This window comes from Type-C symbiont of Plautia stali, from assembly GCF_059730935.1.
Window position 1 is genome coordinate 3,643,736 of sequence record NZ_AP035923.1, and the last position, 19,562, is coordinate 3,663,297.

Consider the following 19,562-nt stretch of genomic DNA (forward strand, 5'->3'; position numbering starts at 1 on the left):
GCGGCAGGGATTTTTAAACGCAGGGGAAGGAATCTCTTACAAGAAACGTCTGAAAGGAAAATCTAAGATAATGAATTTTAGTGGGATTTTTCGCACCCTTCAGGCCATGAACCGCGCCATGACCTGAAGGAAATGCTTAAGACAGGCTTACTGCTTTTCAAGCACCCGGATATCCGCGCTGCCTTGATTTGGCTGGACGCTGTCATCCTGGCGCAGTTTCGCCACCTGTTTGGCCGTGACTTTGGTCTGCACGCCGTTGCCCCAGCTGCTGCGGATAAAGTTCACCACATCAGCCACCTGGCTGTCGTTCAGACGCCAGCCAAACGCCGGCATGGTGATCGCGGTCGGTGCGCCTTGCACGCCCGGCAGCGTGCCGCCGACCAGTACGATGTGAATCAGCGACGTCGGATCCTCTGCCATCACCACCGGATTCCCGCGCAGTGCCGGATAGAAGCGTTGATAGCCGCTGCCGTCGGTTTTATGACACGCCGCACAGCTGTCGACATACACGCCGGCACCCGGCTGGCTGTCGTCACCTTTCCACAGCGCCCGGGCCACTGCGTCATCCTCACGGAATACCGCCTGAGACGGATCTTTCGCTCCGAGCGATTTCAGGTAACGGGCAATCGCGCTGATATCCGCATCGCTGAGATACTGCAGGCTGTGCTGCACCACCTCGGTCATGCCACCAAACGCCGCCGTGTGATCGTTACGGCCATAGCGCAGGAACTGCTGCAGATCCGCTTCGCTCCAGCGCCCCAGGCCATCGCGGTTATCACCGCGCAGGTTGCTGGCGGTCCAGCCGTCAATCGGCGCGCTGCTACCGGCAAGATAATCATTGCCCTGACCGTTATTCAGCGCTTTCTCCTGCATGGTGAAGCTGCGCGGCGTGTGGCAGGCACCGCAGTGGCCCAGCCCTTCCACCAGATAGCGACCGCGTGCCAGCGCCGGATCTTCCTGCGCGGCCGGCTGGAACGCCTTCACATCTGGCGCAAACAGGCCGCGCCAGATCGCCAGCGGCCAGCGCATCGACAGCGGCCACGGAATGTCGCTCTCTTTGTTAGCCTGCGCCACCGGCGCCACGCCGTGCATGAAGTAGGCATACAGCGCCTTCATGTCGTCATCGCTGACCACCGCATAAGACGGATACGGCATCGCCGGATAGAGCGTGTCGCCGTTTTTCGCCACGCCATGACGCACCGCTTTCTGGAAGTCGTCATAGCTGTAGTCACCAATGCCGGTTGCCTTATCCGGCGTGATATTGGTGGAGTAGATGGTGCCAATCGGCGTCGCCATCGCCAGGCCGCCGGCAAACGGTTTGCCGCCTGCGGTGCTGTGGCAAGCGACGCAGTCACCGGCGCGCGCCAGATACTCACCGCGCTGCACCAGCGCATCGGCGGCGGTGTCCTCCGCCAGCGCGGCGAACGACAGGGTGCCCAGCAACAGGGCTGTTAAACTTTTGATCATCGCCATGTTCCTTATGCCTGTACCAGCGGGCCGGGGTTCTTCAGATACTGTTCACGAATCGCTTTGGCGGACCAGTAGCTCAGCGCCGCCACCATGCCGGTCGGGTTGTAGCCCAGTCCCTGCGGGAAGGCAGAAGCTCCGGCGACAAACACGTTAGGCACATCCCAGCTCTGGAGATAGCGGTTCACCGCGCTGGTTTTAGGATCTTCACCCATGATGGCGCCGCCGCTCATGTGCGTGGTCTGGTACACGGTGGTATCGAAATGGGCACCCGGCCCTTTCGCGCCGCCAATGATCATCTTCGGATTCATCGCTTCAGTGATTTTGCGCATCTTGCCGATCATGAACTGCGCCATTTTGATGTCGTTGTCCTGCCAGTCAAAGGTCATACGCAGCAGCGGCTGGCCGTAAGCATCTTTGTAGTTGGGATCGAGATCGAGGTAGTTAGCGCGATACGACTGGTGCGCGCCGTGCGCATCCATCGACACGTGATGGTTATAGGTATCCGCCACCGCCGCTTTCCACTGGCTGCCCCAGTTCGGCGTGCCTGTTGGCGTCGGCAGGCCGGAGATCGGCTTGGTGCCCGCCTGGTTGACCCAGAACGGTGAACCGCCGACAAAGCCGTACGGACCATGGTCAAAGTTATCGGCGTTGTAATCATCCACCGCCACGCCGGCGCCACCGGCACCGATGAACGGATTGGTGGTGGTGTTTTTATCAAACAGCGCCTTCAGCGTGGAGATGTTCTGGTAGGCAAAGTTACGGCCGACCACGCCCTCGTTGCTGATAGGGTTGTACGGCTTGCCGATGCCGGACAGCAGCATCAGGTGCACGTTGTGGAACTGGAAGGCGGAGAGGATCACCAGATCCGCCGGCTGCTCCACTTCACGTCCCTGACCGTCCAGATAGGTCACTCCGGTCGCGCGTTTTTTATCGTCGGTCAGATTGACGCGCAGCACATACGCGTTGTTGCGCAGCTCAAACTTCGGCTCCTGGCGCAGCGCGGGCAGAATGTTAACGTTCGGCGACGCTTTGGAGTACATGTAGCAGGCGTAGCCGCTGCAGTAGCCGCAGAAGTTGCACGGCCCCATCTGCGCGCCGTAAGTATTGGTGTAAGGACCGGAGGTGTTGGCCGACGGCATATCGTAAGGGTGATAGCCCACCGATTCCGCCGCCTGGGCAAACAGCTGGGCCGACCAGGTGCGCTTCTGCGCGGGCAGCGGGAAGTCGCTGGAGCGATCCGGCGCATACGGGTTGCCGCCTTTCTCTTTGCCCACCACTTTGCCCTTGATTGACCAGGCGCTGCCGGAGGTGCCGAACACTTTTTCCGCCTGATCGAAGAACGGTTCCAGCTCGTCATAGCTGACGCCGAAATCCTGAATGGTCATGCCTTCCGGGATAAAGTTTTTGCCGTAACGCTGCTCGTAGTGACTGCGCAGATTCAGCTCGACCGGGTCGACGCGGAAGTGCACGCCCGACCAGTGCAGGCCGGCGCCGCCGGTGCCGGTGCCCGGCAGGAATGCCGCCAGCTGACGATACGGTACGGCGGTTTGTGAGGCATCGTGACGGATAGTTACGGTGCTTTTTGACAGATCCTGGAACAGCTTTTTGCGGATGTTATAAGTCAGTTCATCAATCGACTGTGGATAGGATCCATCCGGATAGGTATCGCGATGCGGCCCACGCTCCAGCGCCACCACATGCAGACCTGCCTCGGTCAGCTCTTTCGCCATGATCGCCCCGGCCCAGCCGAAACCGACGATCGCCACATCCACTTTTTTTAACGCATTTGCCACGGTTACGCCCTCTCGCCGCGAATATCAACTGACGGGAACGGATAACGTTCGCCGCGCTCTACCCAATCCATAAAGTCGGCGCGTGCGCCAGGGAAGCCGATCAGCTTCCAGCCCACCATGCCCTGATTGCCGCCGTGGATCGGATCGCTGAAGTAGCCCTCGCGGGTGTTTTGCAACAGAAAGGCGAAGAAGGTTTTGGCCGGCACCTGCGGGAATTGCGCGCTGCCGTTTTCGAAGGCGCTCAGTAGCGCGTCCTGCTGCGTGGGCGTCAGCTCAGCAAATACCTTGCCGTGCTGCTGTTTGCTCCAGCCATCGGCATCAGCCAGGCCGAGACGGTAGATCTGCTGCGGCACCAGTGGCAGCTGATAGCCGAGCTCTTTTGGCAGATCCGGATTGAACGGTCCCTGCATATACCAGTTGCTGCCGGTGGCATACGGCGTATTCATCTGGCGATCGATAAACTCCGGTACGCCGGCTTCCAGCGCGCCAGGACCACGTTCATCGTTGGGGATCAGGCGCGCCACGGCGGCTTTGATGAAGGCAAACTCTTCGGCGGTAAACCACACCGGCTGATACTCGCGCGCCTGCTGCGGCGCAGCTGCCGACGACGCTGCCGCACCGGCGGCCATTGGCGCGACCAGTGCACCCATCGCCGTACTGCCTACCGCCATTGCCGGCGCCAGGGTGATGGTTCTCAGCAGGAAATCCCGGCGAGTGTGACCCTTTTTTTCTTCTGACATGACATTGCCTCATTACCGCATATAATGCGGCATGAAAGTTAAGTAGTTGCGTTGTAATGATTTTTATTGGCGTTTTAAGGGATACAGCAAGACTGTTACCGGTAACAGTTGGCGTAGTGTAACACCATCGCCGTTAATAATTTAGTTTCCCGAAACAAATGAGCACAAAAAACTTAACAACTAACTCTGCCGCTTTACATAAATGCGGCGATGCTGTCATCGTCGGATACAACCGACAACAGACAGATAAATGCCGGAAGCGGTATAAAGAGTACACACAACAGCGGAGTGCCTATGTTTAAGTCCTATTTTCCGCGGCCGGCGCTGTTTTTCAGCTCGGCCGCGATTTGGAGCCTGATTGCCATTTTCGCCTGGTTTGGCTTTTTCAATGATTTTCCGGCGCGCTTTCCCGCTTTGCAGGCGGCGATGCAGCAGCCACTGCCGACCAACGCCAGCCGCTTTATCCACGCCAGCCAGCTGTGGTTTTATGCCTATTACTGGATCATGGGCGGTGCCTTTGCACTGGTGTGGCGCATCATCGACAACCATCCGTGGCAGCGCTGGTCGGTATGGGGATCGTTACTGATTATCTTTGTCACCTGGTTTGGCGTGCAGGTTGGCGTCGGCGTTAACGCCTGGTATGGTCCGTTTTACGACATGATTCAGCAGGCGCTGACCAAAGCCGGCTCGGTGAGCATCAATCAGTTCTATGTGCAGGTACTGGCGTTTCTCGGCATTGCGCTGATCGCGGTAGTGATCGGCGTGATGAACTCGTTTTTCGTCAGCCACTGGGTATTCCGCTGGCGTACCGCGATGAACAACTACTACATGCATAACTGGCAGCGCCTGCGTCTGGTAGAAGGTGCCGCACAGCGTGTGCAGGAAGACACCATGCGCTTCGCCAGTACGCTGCAGGACTGGGGCATCAGCTTTATTCAGGCCATCATGACGCTGGTGGCGTTTCTGCCGGTGCTGGTGACGCTATCGCATCACGTGAAAGAAGTGCCGATCCTCGGCAATATCCCTTATGCGCTGGTGATCGCCGCGCTGCTGTGGTCGCTGTTTGGTACCGCGCTGCTGGCGCTGGTGGGAATTAAACTGCCGGGGCTGGAGTTCCGCAATCAGCGGGTGGAAGCCGCTTACCGTAAAGAGCTGGTGTACGGCGAGGACGATCCGCAGCGCGCCGCGCCGCCTACGGTGCAGGAGCTGTTCAGCCGCGTGCGTCACAACTATTTCCGCCTCTATTTCCACTATCTCTATTTCAACATCACGCGCATTCTCTATCTGCAGGTGGACAATGTGTTCGGGCTGTTCGTGCTGTTCCCTTCGATTGTTGCGGGCACCATCACGCTGGGGCTGCTTAACCAGATCACCAACGTGTTCGACCAGGTGCGCTCCTCCTTCCAGTATCTGATCACCTCGTGGTCCACGCTGATTACGCTGATGTCGATCTACAAACGTCTGCGCAGCTTCGAGCAGATTCTGCAGGATATTCCGCACGACGAGATGCTGCGCGAAGCCTCGGAGTAAGCGGAAAAGGCTCGGGCGCAGAACCGCGCTGTACGCCGGCATCGCTCCGGACAGTCCCCTCTCCCGCCCGCGGGAGAGGGTTAGGGTGAGGGCGACCCCCGCACCCATCCGTCCCATCCTCAGCCCGCCAGCACCGCAAACACCTTCTCGATGGCGTACGCGCCGGGATCCTTCACGCCATCCAGACTCTGCTGATTCAGATAAGCCGAACGGCCCGCTTTCGCACTCTGCATCTGCGCCGTCGCGTCGGCGCCCCGTTGCGCAGCCGCCGCCGCCGCAGCCAGCGACTCTCCGGCCGCTAATGCCTCCAGTGCCGGCTGCAGCGCGTCCACCAGGGTGCGATGTCCCGGCTGCGCGCCGCCGTAGTGCTTCATCCGTTCCAGCCCGTGCATCAGCGCCTGCGGCAGCGTGCTGCCCTCCTCCAGCTGCTGTCCGGCCGAAGTAAACAGAATCGACATCAGCACGCCGCTCGATCCGCCCATCACCGTCGCCAGCTGTTCGCCCACCAGCGCCAGCAGCGTAGGCAGCTCATCCAGCGGTAGCTGCTGTTCACGCAGGCCGCGCTGGATTTTCTTCGCGCCGGCGGCAAAGGTCGAGCCGGTATCGCCATCGCCGACTTTGGCGTCCAGCGCATTCAGCTCGCTCTCCAGATCGATCAGCGTCTGCGTCACGCGCTCAACCACCTGCGCCACTTCAGCGTTATCAGAAGGATCGAAATCCAGCACGCTGCCGATGCGTTCAGCGCGCTGCAGGCTGATGGGCGCAAAGTCGTACATCGGCGTCCAGCCCAGCACCTGCACCGGCGCATGCAGCGCCTCGAAAAACGCCTCTTCCAGCGCCAGCAGCGTCAGCGAAAACCCTTTCATATCCAGCGCGCTGACCAGGGTTGCCGGGCCAATTACATGGGTGATGCGTGCCGCCAGCGGCGACTGCAGTACCTCGCGCGTGAGCAGCGCCAGCTCCAGCTGGGAAAAGCCGCCGAGATTGTTGATCATCAACAGCGCCTGTTTGCCGTCGGGCAGCGCCTGCGCCAGCTGATCGGTCATGATGCTGGTAATTTTGCGGCTGTTTTGCGTGTCCAGCGTGATTACGCCCGGCTCACCGTGAATGCCCATCCCCAGCTCGCTATGACCGGCTGCCACGCGATCGTCGCGCTTTTCACCCGGAATGTGACAGGTGGCAAACGCCAGGCCGATAGAGGATGTGGCGTCGATGGTGCGCTGCGCCAGCGCTTTAACCTCTTCAAGCGATTGGCCGTGCTCCGCAGCGTAGCCGGCGATTTTGTGCACCAGCACAGTGCCGGCAATGCCGCGCGGCTGCGGATTTTCCGGCAGCGCGATATCGTCCTGCACCATCACCAGCTCCACCTTGTAACCGAGATTTTTCGCCTTCTCCGCTGCGAGGCCAAAATTGAGCCGGTCACCGGTGTAGTTCTTCACAATCAGCAGACAGCCCGCCTCACCGGTGACGTTAACGATGGCGTTCAGCACCGCATCAACGCTCGGCGAGGCGAAGATATCGCCGCACACCGCAGCGGTCAGCATCCCTTTGCCGACAAAGCCCGCGTGCGCCGGTTCATGGCCGGAGCCACCGCCGGAAATCAGTGCGACTTTGCTTTTATCCCAGTCCGAACGCACCACCACGCGAATCTCATCGCCCAGATCGAGACGGGTCAGATTGTGCCACGGTGTGCTGAGTAACACGCCTTCGATCGCTTCGTTCACCAGATCGTTTTTTTCATGCATAAAAAACTGGCTCATTGCACTCTCCCCTTAGGTGTTGTCGTCCTAAAGGTAGCGTAAGCCGGGCGGGAAAGGGGGGATCAAGGCCGGAAATGCAAAGGGCGACACACGTCGCCCCTGAGTTTCGGATAATTACGCCCTACAGCGCGATGCGTAACACGCTGTCCGGGTTTTTTGGCGGTTCCTTGCGTGAGCCCGGCTGCTTGATGCTGACGAACAGCGTGTTGCCATCGGCGGAGAGCGCCAGGCTGTTCGGCAGGCCCGGCGCTTTCACCGTGCGTTTCACTTTATAGCTGCTGGCATCGATGATGCTGATCTCACCGGCTTTACGGTGCGTGACATACAACTCGTCACGGTCAGCATTGAACAGCACCGCCAGCGATTCCGGTACCTCAATACGCTGAATCACCTGCTGTGTCCGGGTATCCAGCACCAGCACCTGCGGCTGCTTCGCATCGCTGAGGAAAGCGCGGTGGCCTTTGCTATCCAGCGCAATGTTCAGGAAAAAGTGCTCTTTATCACCGTCAATTTTCTGGCGCTTTTCAATCGCGTTCAGGCGGGTATTGATGGTGACCAGCTCGCCATCGGCATTGGTGACATACAGTTTCTGCGCGGCGGCATCCAGCGCCAGCCCGGTGCCCATTTTGCCGGTATTCGGGATAGTGCTGATGAGCTGCAGCGTTTTGCCGTCCACCACCCACACCACGCTTTGCGCGCCGAGACCGGTGATGTACACGCGATTGGTTAGCGCATCCGCGACCAGTTCACGCGGCTGCAGCGGACGAACCGTATCACCGCGCTTGCGGCCATCCAGCACCAGCGTGTTGATCACCTTACCGCTGCTGGCATCCACTGCCGTCAGCGCACCGTTGACCGTGTTGCCAAAGTACAGCACGTTGGTGTGCTGATTGATGGCGGCACCAAAGGTCTTCAGCTCAGTGCTGATGGTTTGTTTCACCGCCAGATTCTGCGGATCGAGACGGTACACGGTACCGCCCTGCGCATTGCCGGCGTTTTGCGCCGTCGCGAGGAACAGCGCGTTGTCGCTGTTGCTGAAGGCCAGTTCGTAGGCACCTTTGGCGATCGGCTGATTGAGCGGCTGCGTTTCCGCCGCCTGCAGCGCGCTGCAGGAAAGCAGCGCCGTGGCCACCAGTAGCGGACGCAGCGCCCACTGCATTGTTTTATTCGCTTTCATAACTTCTCCATAGCAAAACCACCGCCGTGCGGCAGTGAAATGAAAGCCCGACATTGCAACCAATAGGAAATTCAGCCCGAGGCGAGCCGATAAGGATGTTAGTTTTTGCGAATAATAATCATTTATGCGGAAAAGGGACAGGATTTTATGGCGTTAGCAACGCCGCCAGGGCGCCCGAAGGCACCCTGTCAGCACAGAGGGTAAGGCAAACTTATTGGGTCAGTTCTGCGGTCATGTGAACGCCGTTGTTGAAGTTGGCTTCAGTCACTTTGTAGGAAGCACCAAGTTCCTGCGCTTTAGCAGCGATTTGCGCTTCAGCACCGTCAAGCGTAGAGGCGGTAGCGGTCACGCTTTGCGCGAAGCTGGCAAATGGCAGAACAGAGAGAGCAATAACAGCAGCAAAAGTTTTGATGGTTTTCATGGTCATGTCCTTAATGATGTTTGATTGAATAAGGCGACATCGCCTTGATGAGAGATATAGTAGGCCGGCAACCGATCAAAAAAAAGCGCAGAGATTTGCCTAAGTCTTTCGAATATTTTGACTATAAAAAGCACGTTTAGCGCAACCTGTGCGCAAAGGGTTAAAAAACCACGATTTGATTAAAAGGCAGGATTTATTGCTGTGATTGGTGAGACCAGGCATACGCGGCAAAAGCGGCGCCGCGACACACCCTGAAGCGTGTCGCGGCGCGTCTGATGGCGGTAAACGGATTTAACCGTGATGCCGCACGCGGGTAAAGATGGTGATGGCGGCCAGCAGCATCAGCACGCCGCTGGCAAGGAATACGCCGCCCGCGCCCTGCAGATCGAACATCCAGCCACCGGCTGCCGCACCGGCGGTGATCGCCAGCTGAATAGTGGCCACCAGCAGCCCACCGCCCGATTCGGCGTCGTCCGGCACCGCGCGCGACAGCCAGGTTGACCAGCCAGTCGGCATTGAACCAAACGCCAGCCCCCACAGCGCGACGCCGCTCGCCACCAGCCAGGAGACGTGGCCAAAGCTCACCAGCAGCACTGCCGTCACGCTCATCACCAGCGCCATGCCGGTGAGCGTCAGCGACACGCTGCGCGTCACCAGCCACGCGGCCAGCGAGGTGCCGAAGAAGTTCGCCACGCCGAACGCCAGCAGCACCAGCGACAGCTGATTCACATTCAACTGCGCGCTGGTTTCCAGGAACGGGCGCAGATAGGTAAAGAAGGCAAAATGGCCGGTAAACATCATGATCACCGCCAGCATGCCCCAGCGCATCACGCTCTGACGCAGCAGGTCCAGCACGCCGCCGCTGCGCGCTTTGTTCTCCGGCGGCATCGACGGCAGGGTGAAGAACTGCCAGAACAGCGCCAGCACGCCCAAAACACCGGTCAGCAGGAAGATGTTACGCCAGCCAATCAACCCGCCAAGATAGCTGCCCAGCGGCGCGGCAATGATGGTGGCCAGCGAAATACCGCTGAACACAATCGACAGCGCGCGCGGCACCTGATCGGCGGGCACCAGCCGCATGGTAATGGCGGTCGACAGCGTCCAGAAGCCGCCAATCGCCATGCCGAGCAGCACGCGCGCCAGTAAAATCATCGGCAGATTTTCGGCAAACGCCACCAGCAGCGCCGAGGCGATGAGCAGCAACGTGAACGCCAGCATCACCAGGCGGCGGTCGAGGCGGCGCGTGACGTTACCAATCACCAGGCTGGTCAGCAGCGCCACCAGCGCGGTAACTGTGACCGTCTGGCCCGCCTGCCCTTCGCTGACGCGCAGCGAGTCGGCAATCGGTGTCAGCAAGCTCACCGGCAGAAATTCTGCGGTGATCAGGCCGAAGACGCCAAACGCCATGGCGAATACCGCGCCCCATGCGGGTTTCTCTACCGCAATGCTTGTTTCCACTACTTCAGTATCCAGACTCATCTGCGATCCCCATCACAAAATATCAGGCTGTAAGCATAGAGAGACGATGCAAGACGATCTATGATACAGAAACTTTGTTTTTTGATAATTCGTCTGGATTGTATGAGCCGCTATGAAGATTTGACCAGCGAACTGCTGATGGGCATGCGCCTGTACGGCGTCAAATATCAGCGCATCGCGCTGCATGCGCCGTTTGGCCTGCAATATGATGACGCGCCGGGCAAGGCGCAACTGCACTTTGTTGGCCGCGGCTCGCTGCTGATTCGCTCCGCTTCCGGCACCGTCTATCCGCTGCAGGCGGGCGATGCACTGCTGATTCCGCACGGTAAGCCGCACGCGCTGATCTCCGGCGAAGATGCGGTGTGCGTGCCGATCGCTACCTTTAACAGCAAACCCATCTGCGACAGCGTGTGCGCCATCAACGATGCGCCGGATGCGGATGCCTGCCCGGATGACAGCGATGTGATTTTATTCAGCGCCTGCATGGCGTTTGAGCTGGGCGGCATGCAGCCGCTGGTGCACACCATGCCTGACGTGATGCTGGTCAGCACGCTGCTGGCGCAATACCCGGAAATCCAGCCGATTCTGGATGCCATGGAGCGTGAAACGCGTCAGCGCAAAGCGGGCTTTGCCGGCATTTTGTCGCGGCTGGCCGATGTGGTGGCGGCGCAAATTGTGCGGGGCTGGGTGGAGAATGGCTGTGGTCAGGGCAGCGGGCTGGTGCAGGCCCTGCGCGATCCGCGCCTCAGCCTGGCGATGGCGGCCATGCACCGCGCGCCCGGCGAAAACTGGACGGTGGAGCGGCTGGCGCGCGAATCCGGCAGTTCACGCTCGGTGTTTGCCGCGCGCTTTCAAAACGCCACCGGCATGACGCCGCTGCGCTACCTTACCGAACTGCGCATGCGTCTGGCGGTGGAGCGTATTGTTAACGATGGCGAAGCGGTGGAGAGCGTAGCGTTCCACCTCGGTTACGGTTCACTGGCCGCCTTCAGTCGCGCCTTCAAACGCATTGTCGGCACACCGCCCGGCGCGCTGCGCGCCGGACGTGAAGCGTCGTGAAACTTAGCGAAACACGCTGATCGCTTCAACCAGCCGGTTGGCCTGATGCGCCATTCGGCCGGAGGCTTCTGCACCTTCCGCCACGCGCGCCGCGTTCTGATGGGTGATGTCGTCGAGATCCTCCACCGCGCTACTGACTTCACTCAGCGCGATGGATTGTTCGGCCGTCGCCGCGCTGATTTGCGCGATCAGGGCGGTGACATTCTGCACCTGATCGACAATCGCCTGCATCGTATGGCCGGCCGCATCGGCGTGATCGCTGCCCGACTGCACGCGGCCGGCGCTTGTTTCCACCAGGTTTTTGATCTCGCTGGCGGCTTTGGCGCTGCGCTGTGCCAGACTGCGCACCTCGCCCGCTACCACCGCAAAGCCTTTACCCTGCTCACCGGCACGTGCCGCTTCCACCGCCGCGTTCAGCGCCAGAATATTGGTCTGGAAAGCGATGCCGTCAATCACGCTGGTGATGTTGGCGATACGCTTCGAGCTGTCGGCAATTTCCGCCATCATGCCGACCATCTCCTGCATCACTTCACAGCCTTTGATCGCCGCTGCGCTGGTGCTGGCCGACAGCGTATTCACTTCGCTGGCGGTTTCCGTGTTGCTTTTGACCGTGGCGGTCATTTCGTTCATGGTCGCCGCCGTTTGCTGCACGTTCGCCGCCGCCTGCTCGGTGCGACGGCTCAGTTCATCATTGCTGCGCGCGATGGCGTCGCTGGCGCTCAGGACGTTGATCGCCTGGCCGCTGACGTCATCCACCAGCCAGCGGAACATCAGGCCCAGCTGGCCGATAGCGCGCTGCGTCATGCCGATCTCATCCACCCGATCGATGTGCTCGACTTTGTGGCTGGCGCCGGTGGCCACGCTCAGCGCCTGGCGGCACATGCGCTCCATCGGGCGCGAGATCTGCTGCTCCAGCCACAGGCTGGCCAGCAGCAGCAGCCCGGCCATGCCGCCGCTGAAGCAGCCGATCGCCAGCGGTGCCATGCCCAGCAGCCAGACGCTCAGCACCGACAACGGCAGCAGCGCGATCAGCGTGCTGCGAATGCGCCAGCGCAGCGGCAGCGTTTTCAGCACTGAGGTCAGTCGCCGCCAGCCGCTGCCGACAATCAGCCCTTTATGGAAGCGACGCCCTTTGGCACGCCCTTCACGAAAATCACGGTACAGCGCTTCGCACTGACGGATCTCCTCCGCCGACGGTTTGGTGCGTACCGACATATAGCCCTGCAGCTTGCCCTCGCGCACCACCGGAATGGCATTGGCGCGCACCCAGTAGTGATCGCCATTCTTGCGCCGGTTCTTGACCAGCGCGGTCCAGGGTTCGCCCTGCTTCAGCGTGCTCCACATATCGGCGAACGCTTCCGGCGGCATATCCGGATGACGCACCATGTTGTGTGGCTGGCCGTTGACCTCTTCCGGGGTGAATCCGCTGACCTCAATAAAAGCGTCGTTGGCGTAGGTGATGTGGCTGTTGAGATCGGTGGTCGACATCAGCGTGGCGCGATCGTCGAAGACGAATTCACGCTGGGTGATGGGCTGGTTATTACGCATGTGTGAGTCCTTGCAAAACGCAGGCTGAAGAGAAATCGATAATACTTTTTTACCTTTTCGGCAGCACAATGGCCTGGCTTTAGCGCGGCTATTTAATTTTTGTTCTTAATAAAGCCGGAGTGCGCGGCGCTTCACAGTTCTGGCCGCGGGCGGGATCGATAAAAAATCATTTAGGGTAAATGAGATCGAGCTTTGGCTGAACGCAGTGTCGGCAGCGGTGCGCATGAATGCGCACCCTACAGAAAAACGTGCCATCACCGCATCCCTGCACATCCCACCGCATGCCCCATTTTGTAGGGTCGCCGTTCACGGCGACCGCATCCCTGCACATCCCGCCACATGCCCCATTCTTGTAGGGTCGCCGTTCACGGCGACCGCGTCATGTGCACATACTGTCAGAACTGCCAGCGCACGCCGAGGTTGTAACGCCAGCCTCTGGCGCCGTTGCCGTCGATCTCCTTGCGGTAATCCGCTTCGGCGTACAGCGACACATCCTGATGCAGCGTCACCGTGCCGCCAGCGCCCACTTCCCACATCTGGCCAAAACTACCGCTGCTGAAGCTGGCCCCGAGCGCCGGGTTATCGGCAGCCGACACCGACGTCTGCGCCGTACCGCCCCAGCCCTTGTAATAATTCGCGCGCAGATAAGGCGTGTACTGGCGGTTGCTGTCATCAGTCCAGCTGCGGTCGAGACGCGCGCCGAGACGGCCAATCGTCTGGTGATAATCGCCATAGCGCACCTGGTTATTGTCCTCATCCGTGAAATCGTTCATGTTCAGTTTCAGGTACATCAGCTGCGCCTGCGGCTCCAGCTTGTAGCCCTCGCCGAGTTCAAACGGATAACCGCTCTCCAGCGAGGCGGTCCAGCCGTGGCCCTTCAGCTTTGCCTCGCGCTGCTGGCGCGCAATGTCGGTTTCACCACGATGCCAGTCAAACGACAGCACGCCGTCAAGGTAAAAGCCGCTCTGGCGCTGCCAGGTGCCGTACAGCGCCAGGCTGTCGCTGTCAAAACTGGTGCTGCTGTAGCCGTCTGCCGCCTGCGGACGGATGCGTGTATTGCCGCGCGTGTAGGCCACACCGCCGCGCAGACTGTCCTGCTCACCGTCGAGATGCAGCAGGTTGCCGCCAAGCTGCACCGCGCTGTAATCGAGATCAAACCCGTAGCCGTAATCGCTAAAGCTGCGGTCGCTTTTGTATTTCAGGTTCGAGCCGATATAGCGCAGAAACATCTCACCGCCGTTACCCGCCGGGCGCGTCTGCTCGTGACGCAGTTCGCCGAGACGCTTGTGCAGGTCATCAATAATCGCGGCGGTGTAATAGGCGAGGCCAACCGGTGCCGAAATGTACGAGGGCACCTGCGGTACCACCGCCGGACGCGCATCGTAGCGCTGTGGCGTACCAAATCCGCTGGTCACCAGCGCTGGCTGGCAGCTGTCGCTGTCCTCGCACACGTAGTAGTTTGCCAGCCGGTAGTCCCAGTAATTGTTGCCGCTGCCGCTCAGCAGGCGCTGCGCCGGATCGCTACTGCCCGGCGCGAAGCTATACAGCCGGTACTGCCACGGTCCGGCACCGAGATAGCCATCCCTGAGCGCAAAGCTGTTCTGGCCAGCGTTGCCGCCCACCTGCGCCAGCGAAATGCCTTCGTTGCCCTCAATGCCGCCGTTGCGGTTGAGATCGGTGAGCGCCGCGCTGCTTGCCGCATCGAGCCTGACGTTGAGCAGCGTGGTGCCGCTGGCGTTACCGCTGACGTTGATGTGGTCGGTGAACTGGTTGCTCAGCGCGCCGCCGTCATTGAGGCGCGTCACCAGATTCGCCTGACCGCCCATCGACGCCAGCGAGCCGTTGATGTCCAGCGTATTGCCTGGCGAACCGCCGCCATTGGTGAGGTCCAGCGTACCGCTGTTATTCACCTGCAGCGAATCCGCTGTGCCACCCGCCAGCGTGGGATGCACGTTGTCACCGGCATACAGCGTTGAGCGCCCATCAATATTGATGGTGCTGTGCGCCAGCTGCAGATTGTCGGTCAGCGTCCAGCGGCTATCCGCGAAGTTAATGATGCTCCAGCCGCTGCCGAGGTTAACGCCTTTGCTCAGGTCATCCGCGCTGAAGCTGCCGCCGCGCGCCGTAATCTGGTCAAAGGTCAGGCTGTTACCGGTGCCGTTGCCGCTGGTGAGATGGTAAGTAGTGCTGAGATCGACGCCGCTGACCTCGGCGATATTATTGTTGTCTGCGCCCATGGTCAGGCTGCCGTTGAGCGTGCCGCCGGTCCAGCGGAACGTGTCGCTGCCGCCGCCAGGATTGATGTCGCCCAGCACGTCACCCTGGGTCAGCAAAATCACATCGTCGGCGTTACTGCCCGCCACCGCCACGCTTTGCGCCGTGGCCGTCACGATAGTACCGAGGTTCTCAAATACCGTTTTGCCGCCGCGCAGATCGACCACCGGTGCCGTCAGGCTGCTGGAGCGCAGTGTGCCGCTGTTGACGATGGTGCCGGCGGTGCTGGAGACCAGCGCCGAACCGCCTGCCGCATTAGTGATATTAACGCTGGCGGCGGTGACGATATTTCCTGTGGTGTTGGCGCGAATCCCGGTGCCGCCGGCGCCGGTGACATTGAAAACGTAACCCGAACCCAGCGTCAGATCGCCGCCGGTGGTCGATCCATCGGCGTTGGCGACAGTCAGGCCGTTACCGCTGCCGGATACATTGGTGGTCACGGTGGAGGCGGGATCGAACGCGACGGCAGTGCGGATGCCGTTGCCATCGCCAACGTTGAGTGTCAGGTTGCTCAGGCTAACGTTGCCCAGCTCCGCGCGGTTTTCGATGCCGTTGCCGCTGCCCAGTACGTTGATGGTGGCGTCGCGCGCGCTGAGCGCCGCCGCGCCGCTGTCGAGCAAAATGCCATGCGCCGTGCCGCGCGTGGTGATCAGCGTATCGCTGCCGGTCAGTGCCAGCTGCGCACCGTCGCTGATGCGCACGCCGGCCACGCCGTTATCGACATTGATGCTGCCGCCCTGCGCCAGCGTGGTGCCGCTGCCGCCGACGTCTAACCCGGTGCCGCTGCTGACGTTAACCACGCCATTGTTGGTCAGCGTGCTGCCGGCGCGCGAGCGCATGCCGATGCTGTTGCTGCCGGTCAGCGTCAGTGCGCCATTGTTCTCCAGTGCCGCGCCGTTGGTCAGGTCAAAGCCAACGGCACCGTTGCCAGCGCCGCTGATGCGGGCGTTGCTGGTGACGCGGGTGGCGGCAGCGCTGCCGTCCAGCGCATTGCTGAGATCGCTGCGCAGCGTATTCACCAGCACGCCTACCGCGTTGTTGCCGCTGAGCGTGATGTTGCTGCTACCGTCGAGCATCGCCGCTGCGCCGCCCTCGACGCGCACGGCGGTGCTCTCCTCGCCGCTGGCGGTCAGATTGAGGTTGGCGCTGTTGAGGCTGCTGCCGCTGCCGGAAACAATCACGCCGGTGCTGCTGGCGGCGCTGGCGCTCAGGCTGTTCGGCGTGCTGAAGCTCAGTGCCGCGCCGTCGTCAAGGCGGTAGCCGGTGGAACCACGCGTGCTGACATCCAGCGCGCTGGTGGCGGCGCGGATGCGTGAACCGTTACCCGCAGCGTGATAGGCGATCTGGTCGCTATTGTTAAAGATCGGCGTCGATCCGGCGGCGATATTCACCAGCGCACCGTCCAGCGCTTCGGCGCCGATGGCACCACTGCCGTTGAGCGTGAGCGTACCGCCGTTGAGGTTCGCCACCGCCTGGCTACCGCTGGCGCTGACGCCGCGCGTACGGCGGGTGCTGCTGCCGCCATTGACGTCGATGTTGCCGCTGTTGCTGGCGGTGGTAGCGAAGGTGCTGCCCGCGCTGTTCACCGCGATACCGGTGCCGCCGTCGCTGATGCTGATGTTGCCGCTGTTGCTGCCGGTCGCCCCGCTCTCCACGCGCAGGCCGGTGGTATTGGCCCCGCTGAAGTTAATGTTGCCGCTGTTGCTGAGCTGCGCGCGGTTGCGTGCCAGATAGCCGGTGATGCCGTTCTGCGCCGAGTTGAGTTCTGCGGCGGAGGTCAGCCGCGTGCTGGCGACCGGCGCACGGCTGTTGGCGCCGGTCAGCGTATGTTTCTGCCCGTCGGCAATCGCGCCCGTGGCGTTGCTGCCACTGAGGGTAATGGTGGTCGCCGCGTCAATATTGCCCTGCGCACCGCCCTCGATATTGACGCCGGTGGCACCGGTGCCGCTAACGTTAATCGTGGCGTTGTTGGTCTTCACCAATGTTCCGCCACCGCCGGTGCCGTTCACCGCCACCGCACCCGCGCCGGAGGCGGTCAGCGTGGTGTTAGTCCCGTCAAACATCGCGCCCTGTTCGATGCGGAAGAGCGTCGAGTTAGTGGTGGTGACGTCAAAGGCGTTGTTGTCGTCCACGTTGATCAGCGCATTCGGGCCATAGGCAAAAAAACCGATTTGATTGCTGCCGGTGCTGAAACGGGGAATGGCATTCTGCGTGACGTTAACCGTGGCGTTGCCGCGCGCGTGCACGCCAATCGCGCCGTTGCCGGTGAGGTTAATCGGCCCGTCCACGTTCGCTGCGGCAGTGCCGCTGCCCTGGCCTTCCACCCACACGCCAAAGTTGCGCGTGCCGCTGGCCGGATCGGCTCCGCCTGCCACGTTGATGGTCCCGGTGGAGCTGGCGGCGGCGCTGTTACCACTGGTGGCCAGCACTTTCAGGCCGGTGCCGTTAACGCCATTGAGGTTGATGGTGCCGCGATTCTCCAGCGTACCGTTGCTGTTAGTGACCAGCATGCCGACGTTCTCGCGCGGCACGCGCGCAGCGCTGCCGTTGACGTCGATGGTGCCGCTGTTGATCAGCGTGGCATTGCTGGCACCGCTGACCGACATCCCGGCGGCGTTCTGTACGCGCGAGCCAATCACAATCGCCCCGTCGTTGGTGGCGCTACCGTTGGCCAGCAGCGCAATGCCGCTGGTCAGCCCGCTCTGGTTCAGGGCAGTCTCCGCCACGTTGTAGCTCAGGCTGTTCTGCGCGCCTCGCCCGAGATAAATCGTGCCGCCGCTGTTGTTGGTAAATCGGCTGCTGTCGCTGGTGAGCAGCACGCCGGAAGTGGTGCCGCGCGCGCTGGAACCGTTGACGCCCACATTGATATTGCCGCTGTTGCTGGCCTGCGCATTGGCATCAAGGCGGATGCCCGCCACGCCGTTGGTCAGATTGCTGCCGGTAGTACCGAGGTTAAGCACGCCATTGTTTGTGAAATCGCCGCCATTTTGCACCGTTACCGCCGTGGCGTTGTTGCTGGCCGCGCCGACGCCGGTGCCATCAATACGGTTGAGGAAGCCGCCGTTGATGACGCCGCTGCTGCTGTTGGTGGCCGTCGCGCCATCCAGCGCCAGCGCGGTGCCGCGGCTCGCCAGTTTCCCGTCGATGGTGGCATTGGCCCCGCTGGCCACGCGTACCGCGCCATCGCTGGCCCCTACCACTTCCAGCGTTTTACCGGCGGCGATAGTGACCTGCGAACCGGCGCCTTCGGCATTGATCACCACGCGGCTACCTATCGGCTGCGTCACTTCATCCGGCGCAGTGGCGCTGACGTTATAGACAATATCGCCGTTGGTGATAGTGACCGCCTGATTGAACGCGCTGAGGTAGCTGGCCGGCGCGAGATTGCCGGCCTGCAGCTGGCTCACCAGCCAGTTATTGTAGCTTTGCAGCTGGCTGGCATTGGTGACGTTGAAGGCGGTGGTTTTGCCGTCCAGCGTCTGCACGCTAAAGCTGCCGTTATAGGTCGCAAGGTTTTGTACCGCCAGGCTGTCGGTCACCTGGCCGCCGGAAACGTTGGCCGCAGAACCATTGAAGGTGATGCGGTTGTTGTTGTTCCAGTTGAGGGTGCCGCCGTTACTGACCTGAAACAGCGTGGTGTTTTTGGCCGCCATGGTCCAGGCGTTGGTGCTGGCGCTGCTGTTGGCGTTAGCCTGACCAATGCTGACATCCAGCGAACTGCCACTGCCGCTGACGTCGGCGATGCGCGCGTCGATATACTGATTGTCATTCACGTTTTGCAGATCCGGCACCACCGTGCTGGCGGTAACCGGTGCCTGCGCCACCAGGCTGGCGGAATCAAACACCTGAAAAGTGGTGTTGCCGCCGGTAGTGGGATCCGGCACGGTGATGGCGAGGTTTTGCGGACCGGGATCGAGACGTGCCTGATTAAGGTATTGTGCGCCCGCCGCGATGGTCACCTGGCCGAGCGTGGTGTTGACCGCCCCGTCAATGCCCGGCTCAAATGCCTGATTACCGGTTAAGGTTGCGCTGCCGCCGTTAACGATCAGCGCGCCGCTCTGCTGGTCGTTATCGCGCGGATTATACGCGCCCAGTGTTGCCGCTTCCCCCACGCCGGGGAAATAAAACACCGCCTGCGCAGCGACGATCCCTAGCGCAATGGGATTCCGGGTGAATCTCATACAACCTCCAGTAACAAGCAATCAGCGACGCTGTGAAAGGACAGCGAAAAAAGAACAAAGGTGCAGATGGGCGAACTCTATTTTCACAAAACGAATCAAGTGGTTAATTATGGGCACAGAGGGTGCCGCT

At 61.0% G+C, this 19,562-nt stretch carries 11 protein-coding genes; 2 read left to right on the forward strand and 9 right to left on the reverse strand.

Going from position 1 to position 19,562, the window contains the following annotated elements; all coding sequences use genetic code 11:
* Positions 1-147: 147 nt before the first annotated feature.
* Genes AC6I7J_RS17235 through AC6I7J_RS17245 form a run of 3 tightly spaced genes read right to left on the reverse strand, consistent with a single transcriptional unit; the run spans position 148 to position 4,003 of the window.
* Complete coding sequence (locus tag AC6I7J_RS17235) at positions 148-1,467, reverse strand: c-type cytochrome (protein ID WP_282996136.1); 1,320 nt, start codon at positions 1,465-1,467, stop codon at positions 148-150.
* A gap of 11 nt (positions 1,468-1,478) precedes the next feature.
* Positions 1,479-3,263 carry a GMC family oxidoreductase gene (locus AC6I7J_RS17240; RefSeq protein WP_021507807.1) on the reverse strand — a complete coding sequence of 595 codons (1,785 nt, stop codon included), beginning with the start codon at positions 3,261-3,263 and terminating at the stop codon, positions 1,479-1,481.
* A gap of 2 nt (positions 3,264-3,265) precedes the next feature.
* Complete coding sequence (locus AC6I7J_RS17245) at positions 3,266-4,003, reverse strand: gluconate 2-dehydrogenase subunit 3 family protein (RefSeq protein ID WP_058780874.1); 738 nt, start codon at positions 4,001-4,003, stop codon at positions 3,266-3,268.
* Positions 4,004-4,297: 294 nt separating this feature from the next.
* Here AC6I7J_RS17245 and sbmA point away from each other — a divergent pair, with 294 nt between their 5' ends.
* Entirely contained in the window at positions 4,298-5,533 is a 1,236-nt protein-coding gene (gene sbmA / locus AC6I7J_RS17250; protein ID WP_021507809.1) for a peptide antibiotic transporter SbmA, read from the forward strand.
* Between the two features lie 119 nt (positions 5,534-5,652).
* Here sbmA and AC6I7J_RS17255 read toward each other — a convergent pair whose 3' ends face one another.
* From AC6I7J_RS17255 to AC6I7J_RS17270, 4 genes are all read right to left on the reverse strand, one after another.
* Positions 5,653-7,293, reverse strand: a complete 1,641-nt coding sequence (locus tag AC6I7J_RS17255; protein WP_498006266.1) for a dihydroxyacetone kinase subunit DhaK — start codon at positions 7,291-7,293, stop codon at positions 5,653-5,655.
* A gap of 121 nt (positions 7,294-7,414) precedes the next feature.
* The gene (gene yncE, locus AC6I7J_RS17260) at positions 7,415-8,470 is read right to left on the reverse strand and encodes a 7-bladed beta-propeller protein YncE (RefSeq protein WP_498006268.1); all 1,056 of its coding nucleotides are present in this window, start codon (positions 8,468-8,470) and stop codon (positions 7,415-7,417) included.
* Positions 8,471-8,681: 211 nt separating this feature from the next.
* Complete coding sequence (locus tag AC6I7J_RS17265; protein WP_058757538.1) at positions 8,682-8,891, reverse strand: YdgH/BhsA/McbA family protein; 210 nt, start codon at positions 8,889-8,891, stop codon at positions 8,682-8,684.
* A 291-nt stretch (positions 8,892-9,182) separates the two neighbouring features.
* Positions 9,183-10,370 (reverse strand): MFS transporter, encoded by a 1,188-nt coding sequence (locus AC6I7J_RS17270; RefSeq protein ID WP_058757539.1) that lies wholly within the window; start codon positions 10,368-10,370, stop codon positions 9,183-9,185.
* A gap of 102 nt (positions 10,371-10,472) precedes the next feature.
* Here AC6I7J_RS17270 and AC6I7J_RS17275 point away from each other — a divergent pair, with 102 nt between their 5' ends.
* On the forward strand, positions 10,473-11,429 hold the full coding sequence (locus AC6I7J_RS17275; RefSeq protein ID WP_021507815.1) for an AraC family transcriptional regulator: 957 nt from the start codon (positions 10,473-10,475) through the stop codon (positions 11,427-11,429).
* A gap of 3 nt (positions 11,430-11,432) precedes the next feature.
* On the opposite strand, the gene AC6I7J_RS17280 is transcribed toward AC6I7J_RS17275, so the two are convergent.
* Together AC6I7J_RS17280 and AC6I7J_RS17285 are read right to left on the reverse strand one after the other, a co-directional pair.
* The gene (locus tag AC6I7J_RS17280; RefSeq protein WP_498006270.1) at positions 11,433-12,977 is read right to left on the reverse strand and encodes a methyl-accepting chemotaxis protein; all 1,545 of its coding nucleotides are present in this window, start codon (positions 12,975-12,977) and stop codon (positions 11,433-11,435) included.
* Positions 12,978-13,372: 395 nt separating this feature from the next.
* On the reverse strand, positions 13,373-19,432 hold the full coding sequence (locus tag AC6I7J_RS17285) for an autotransporter outer membrane beta-barrel domain-containing protein (RefSeq protein ID WP_498006272.1): 6,060 nt from the start codon (positions 19,430-19,432) through the stop codon (positions 13,373-13,375).
* Positions 19,433-19,562: the final 130 nt, after the last annotated feature.

Excerpts from the sequence above, each read along its gene's own strand:
- AC6I7J_RS17235 (WP_282996136.1), bottom strand. The coding sequence starts at position 1,467 with ATGATCAAAAGTTTAACAGCCCTGTTGCTGGGCACCCTGTCGTTCGCC.
- sbmA (WP_021507809.1), top strand. The coding sequence starts at position 4,298 with ATGTTTAAGTCCTATTTTCCGCGGCCGGCGCTGTTTTTCAGCTCGGCC.
- AC6I7J_RS17280 (WP_498006270.1), bottom strand. The coding sequence starts at position 12,977 with ATGCGTAATAACCAGCCCATCACCCAGCGTGAATTCGTCTTCGACGAT.
- AC6I7J_RS17265 (WP_058757538.1), bottom strand. The coding sequence starts at position 8,891 with ATGAAAACCATCAAAACTTTTGCTGCTGTTATTGCTCTCTCTGTTCTG.
- AC6I7J_RS17270 (WP_058757539.1), bottom strand. The coding sequence starts at position 10,370 with ATGAGTCTGGATACTGAAGTAGTGGAAACAAGCATTGCGGTAGAGAAA.
- AC6I7J_RS17245 (WP_058780874.1), bottom strand. The coding sequence starts at position 4,003 with ATGTCAGAAGAAAAAAAGGGTCACACTCGCCGGGATTTCCTGCTGAGA.
- AC6I7J_RS17285 (WP_498006272.1), bottom strand. The coding sequence starts at position 19,432 with ATGAGATTCACCCGGAATCCCATTGCGCTAGGGATCGTCGCTGCGCAG.
- AC6I7J_RS17255 (WP_498006266.1), bottom strand. The coding sequence starts at position 7,293 with ATGAGCCAGTTTTTTATGCATGAAAAAAACGATCTGGTGAACGAAGCG.
- AC6I7J_RS17275 (WP_021507815.1), top strand. The coding sequence starts at position 10,473 with ATGAGCCGCTATGAAGATTTGACCAGCGAACTGCTGATGGGCATGCGC.
- yncE (WP_498006268.1), bottom strand. The coding sequence starts at position 8,470 with ATGAAAGCGAATAAAACAATGCAGTGGGCGCTGCGTCCGCTACTGGTG.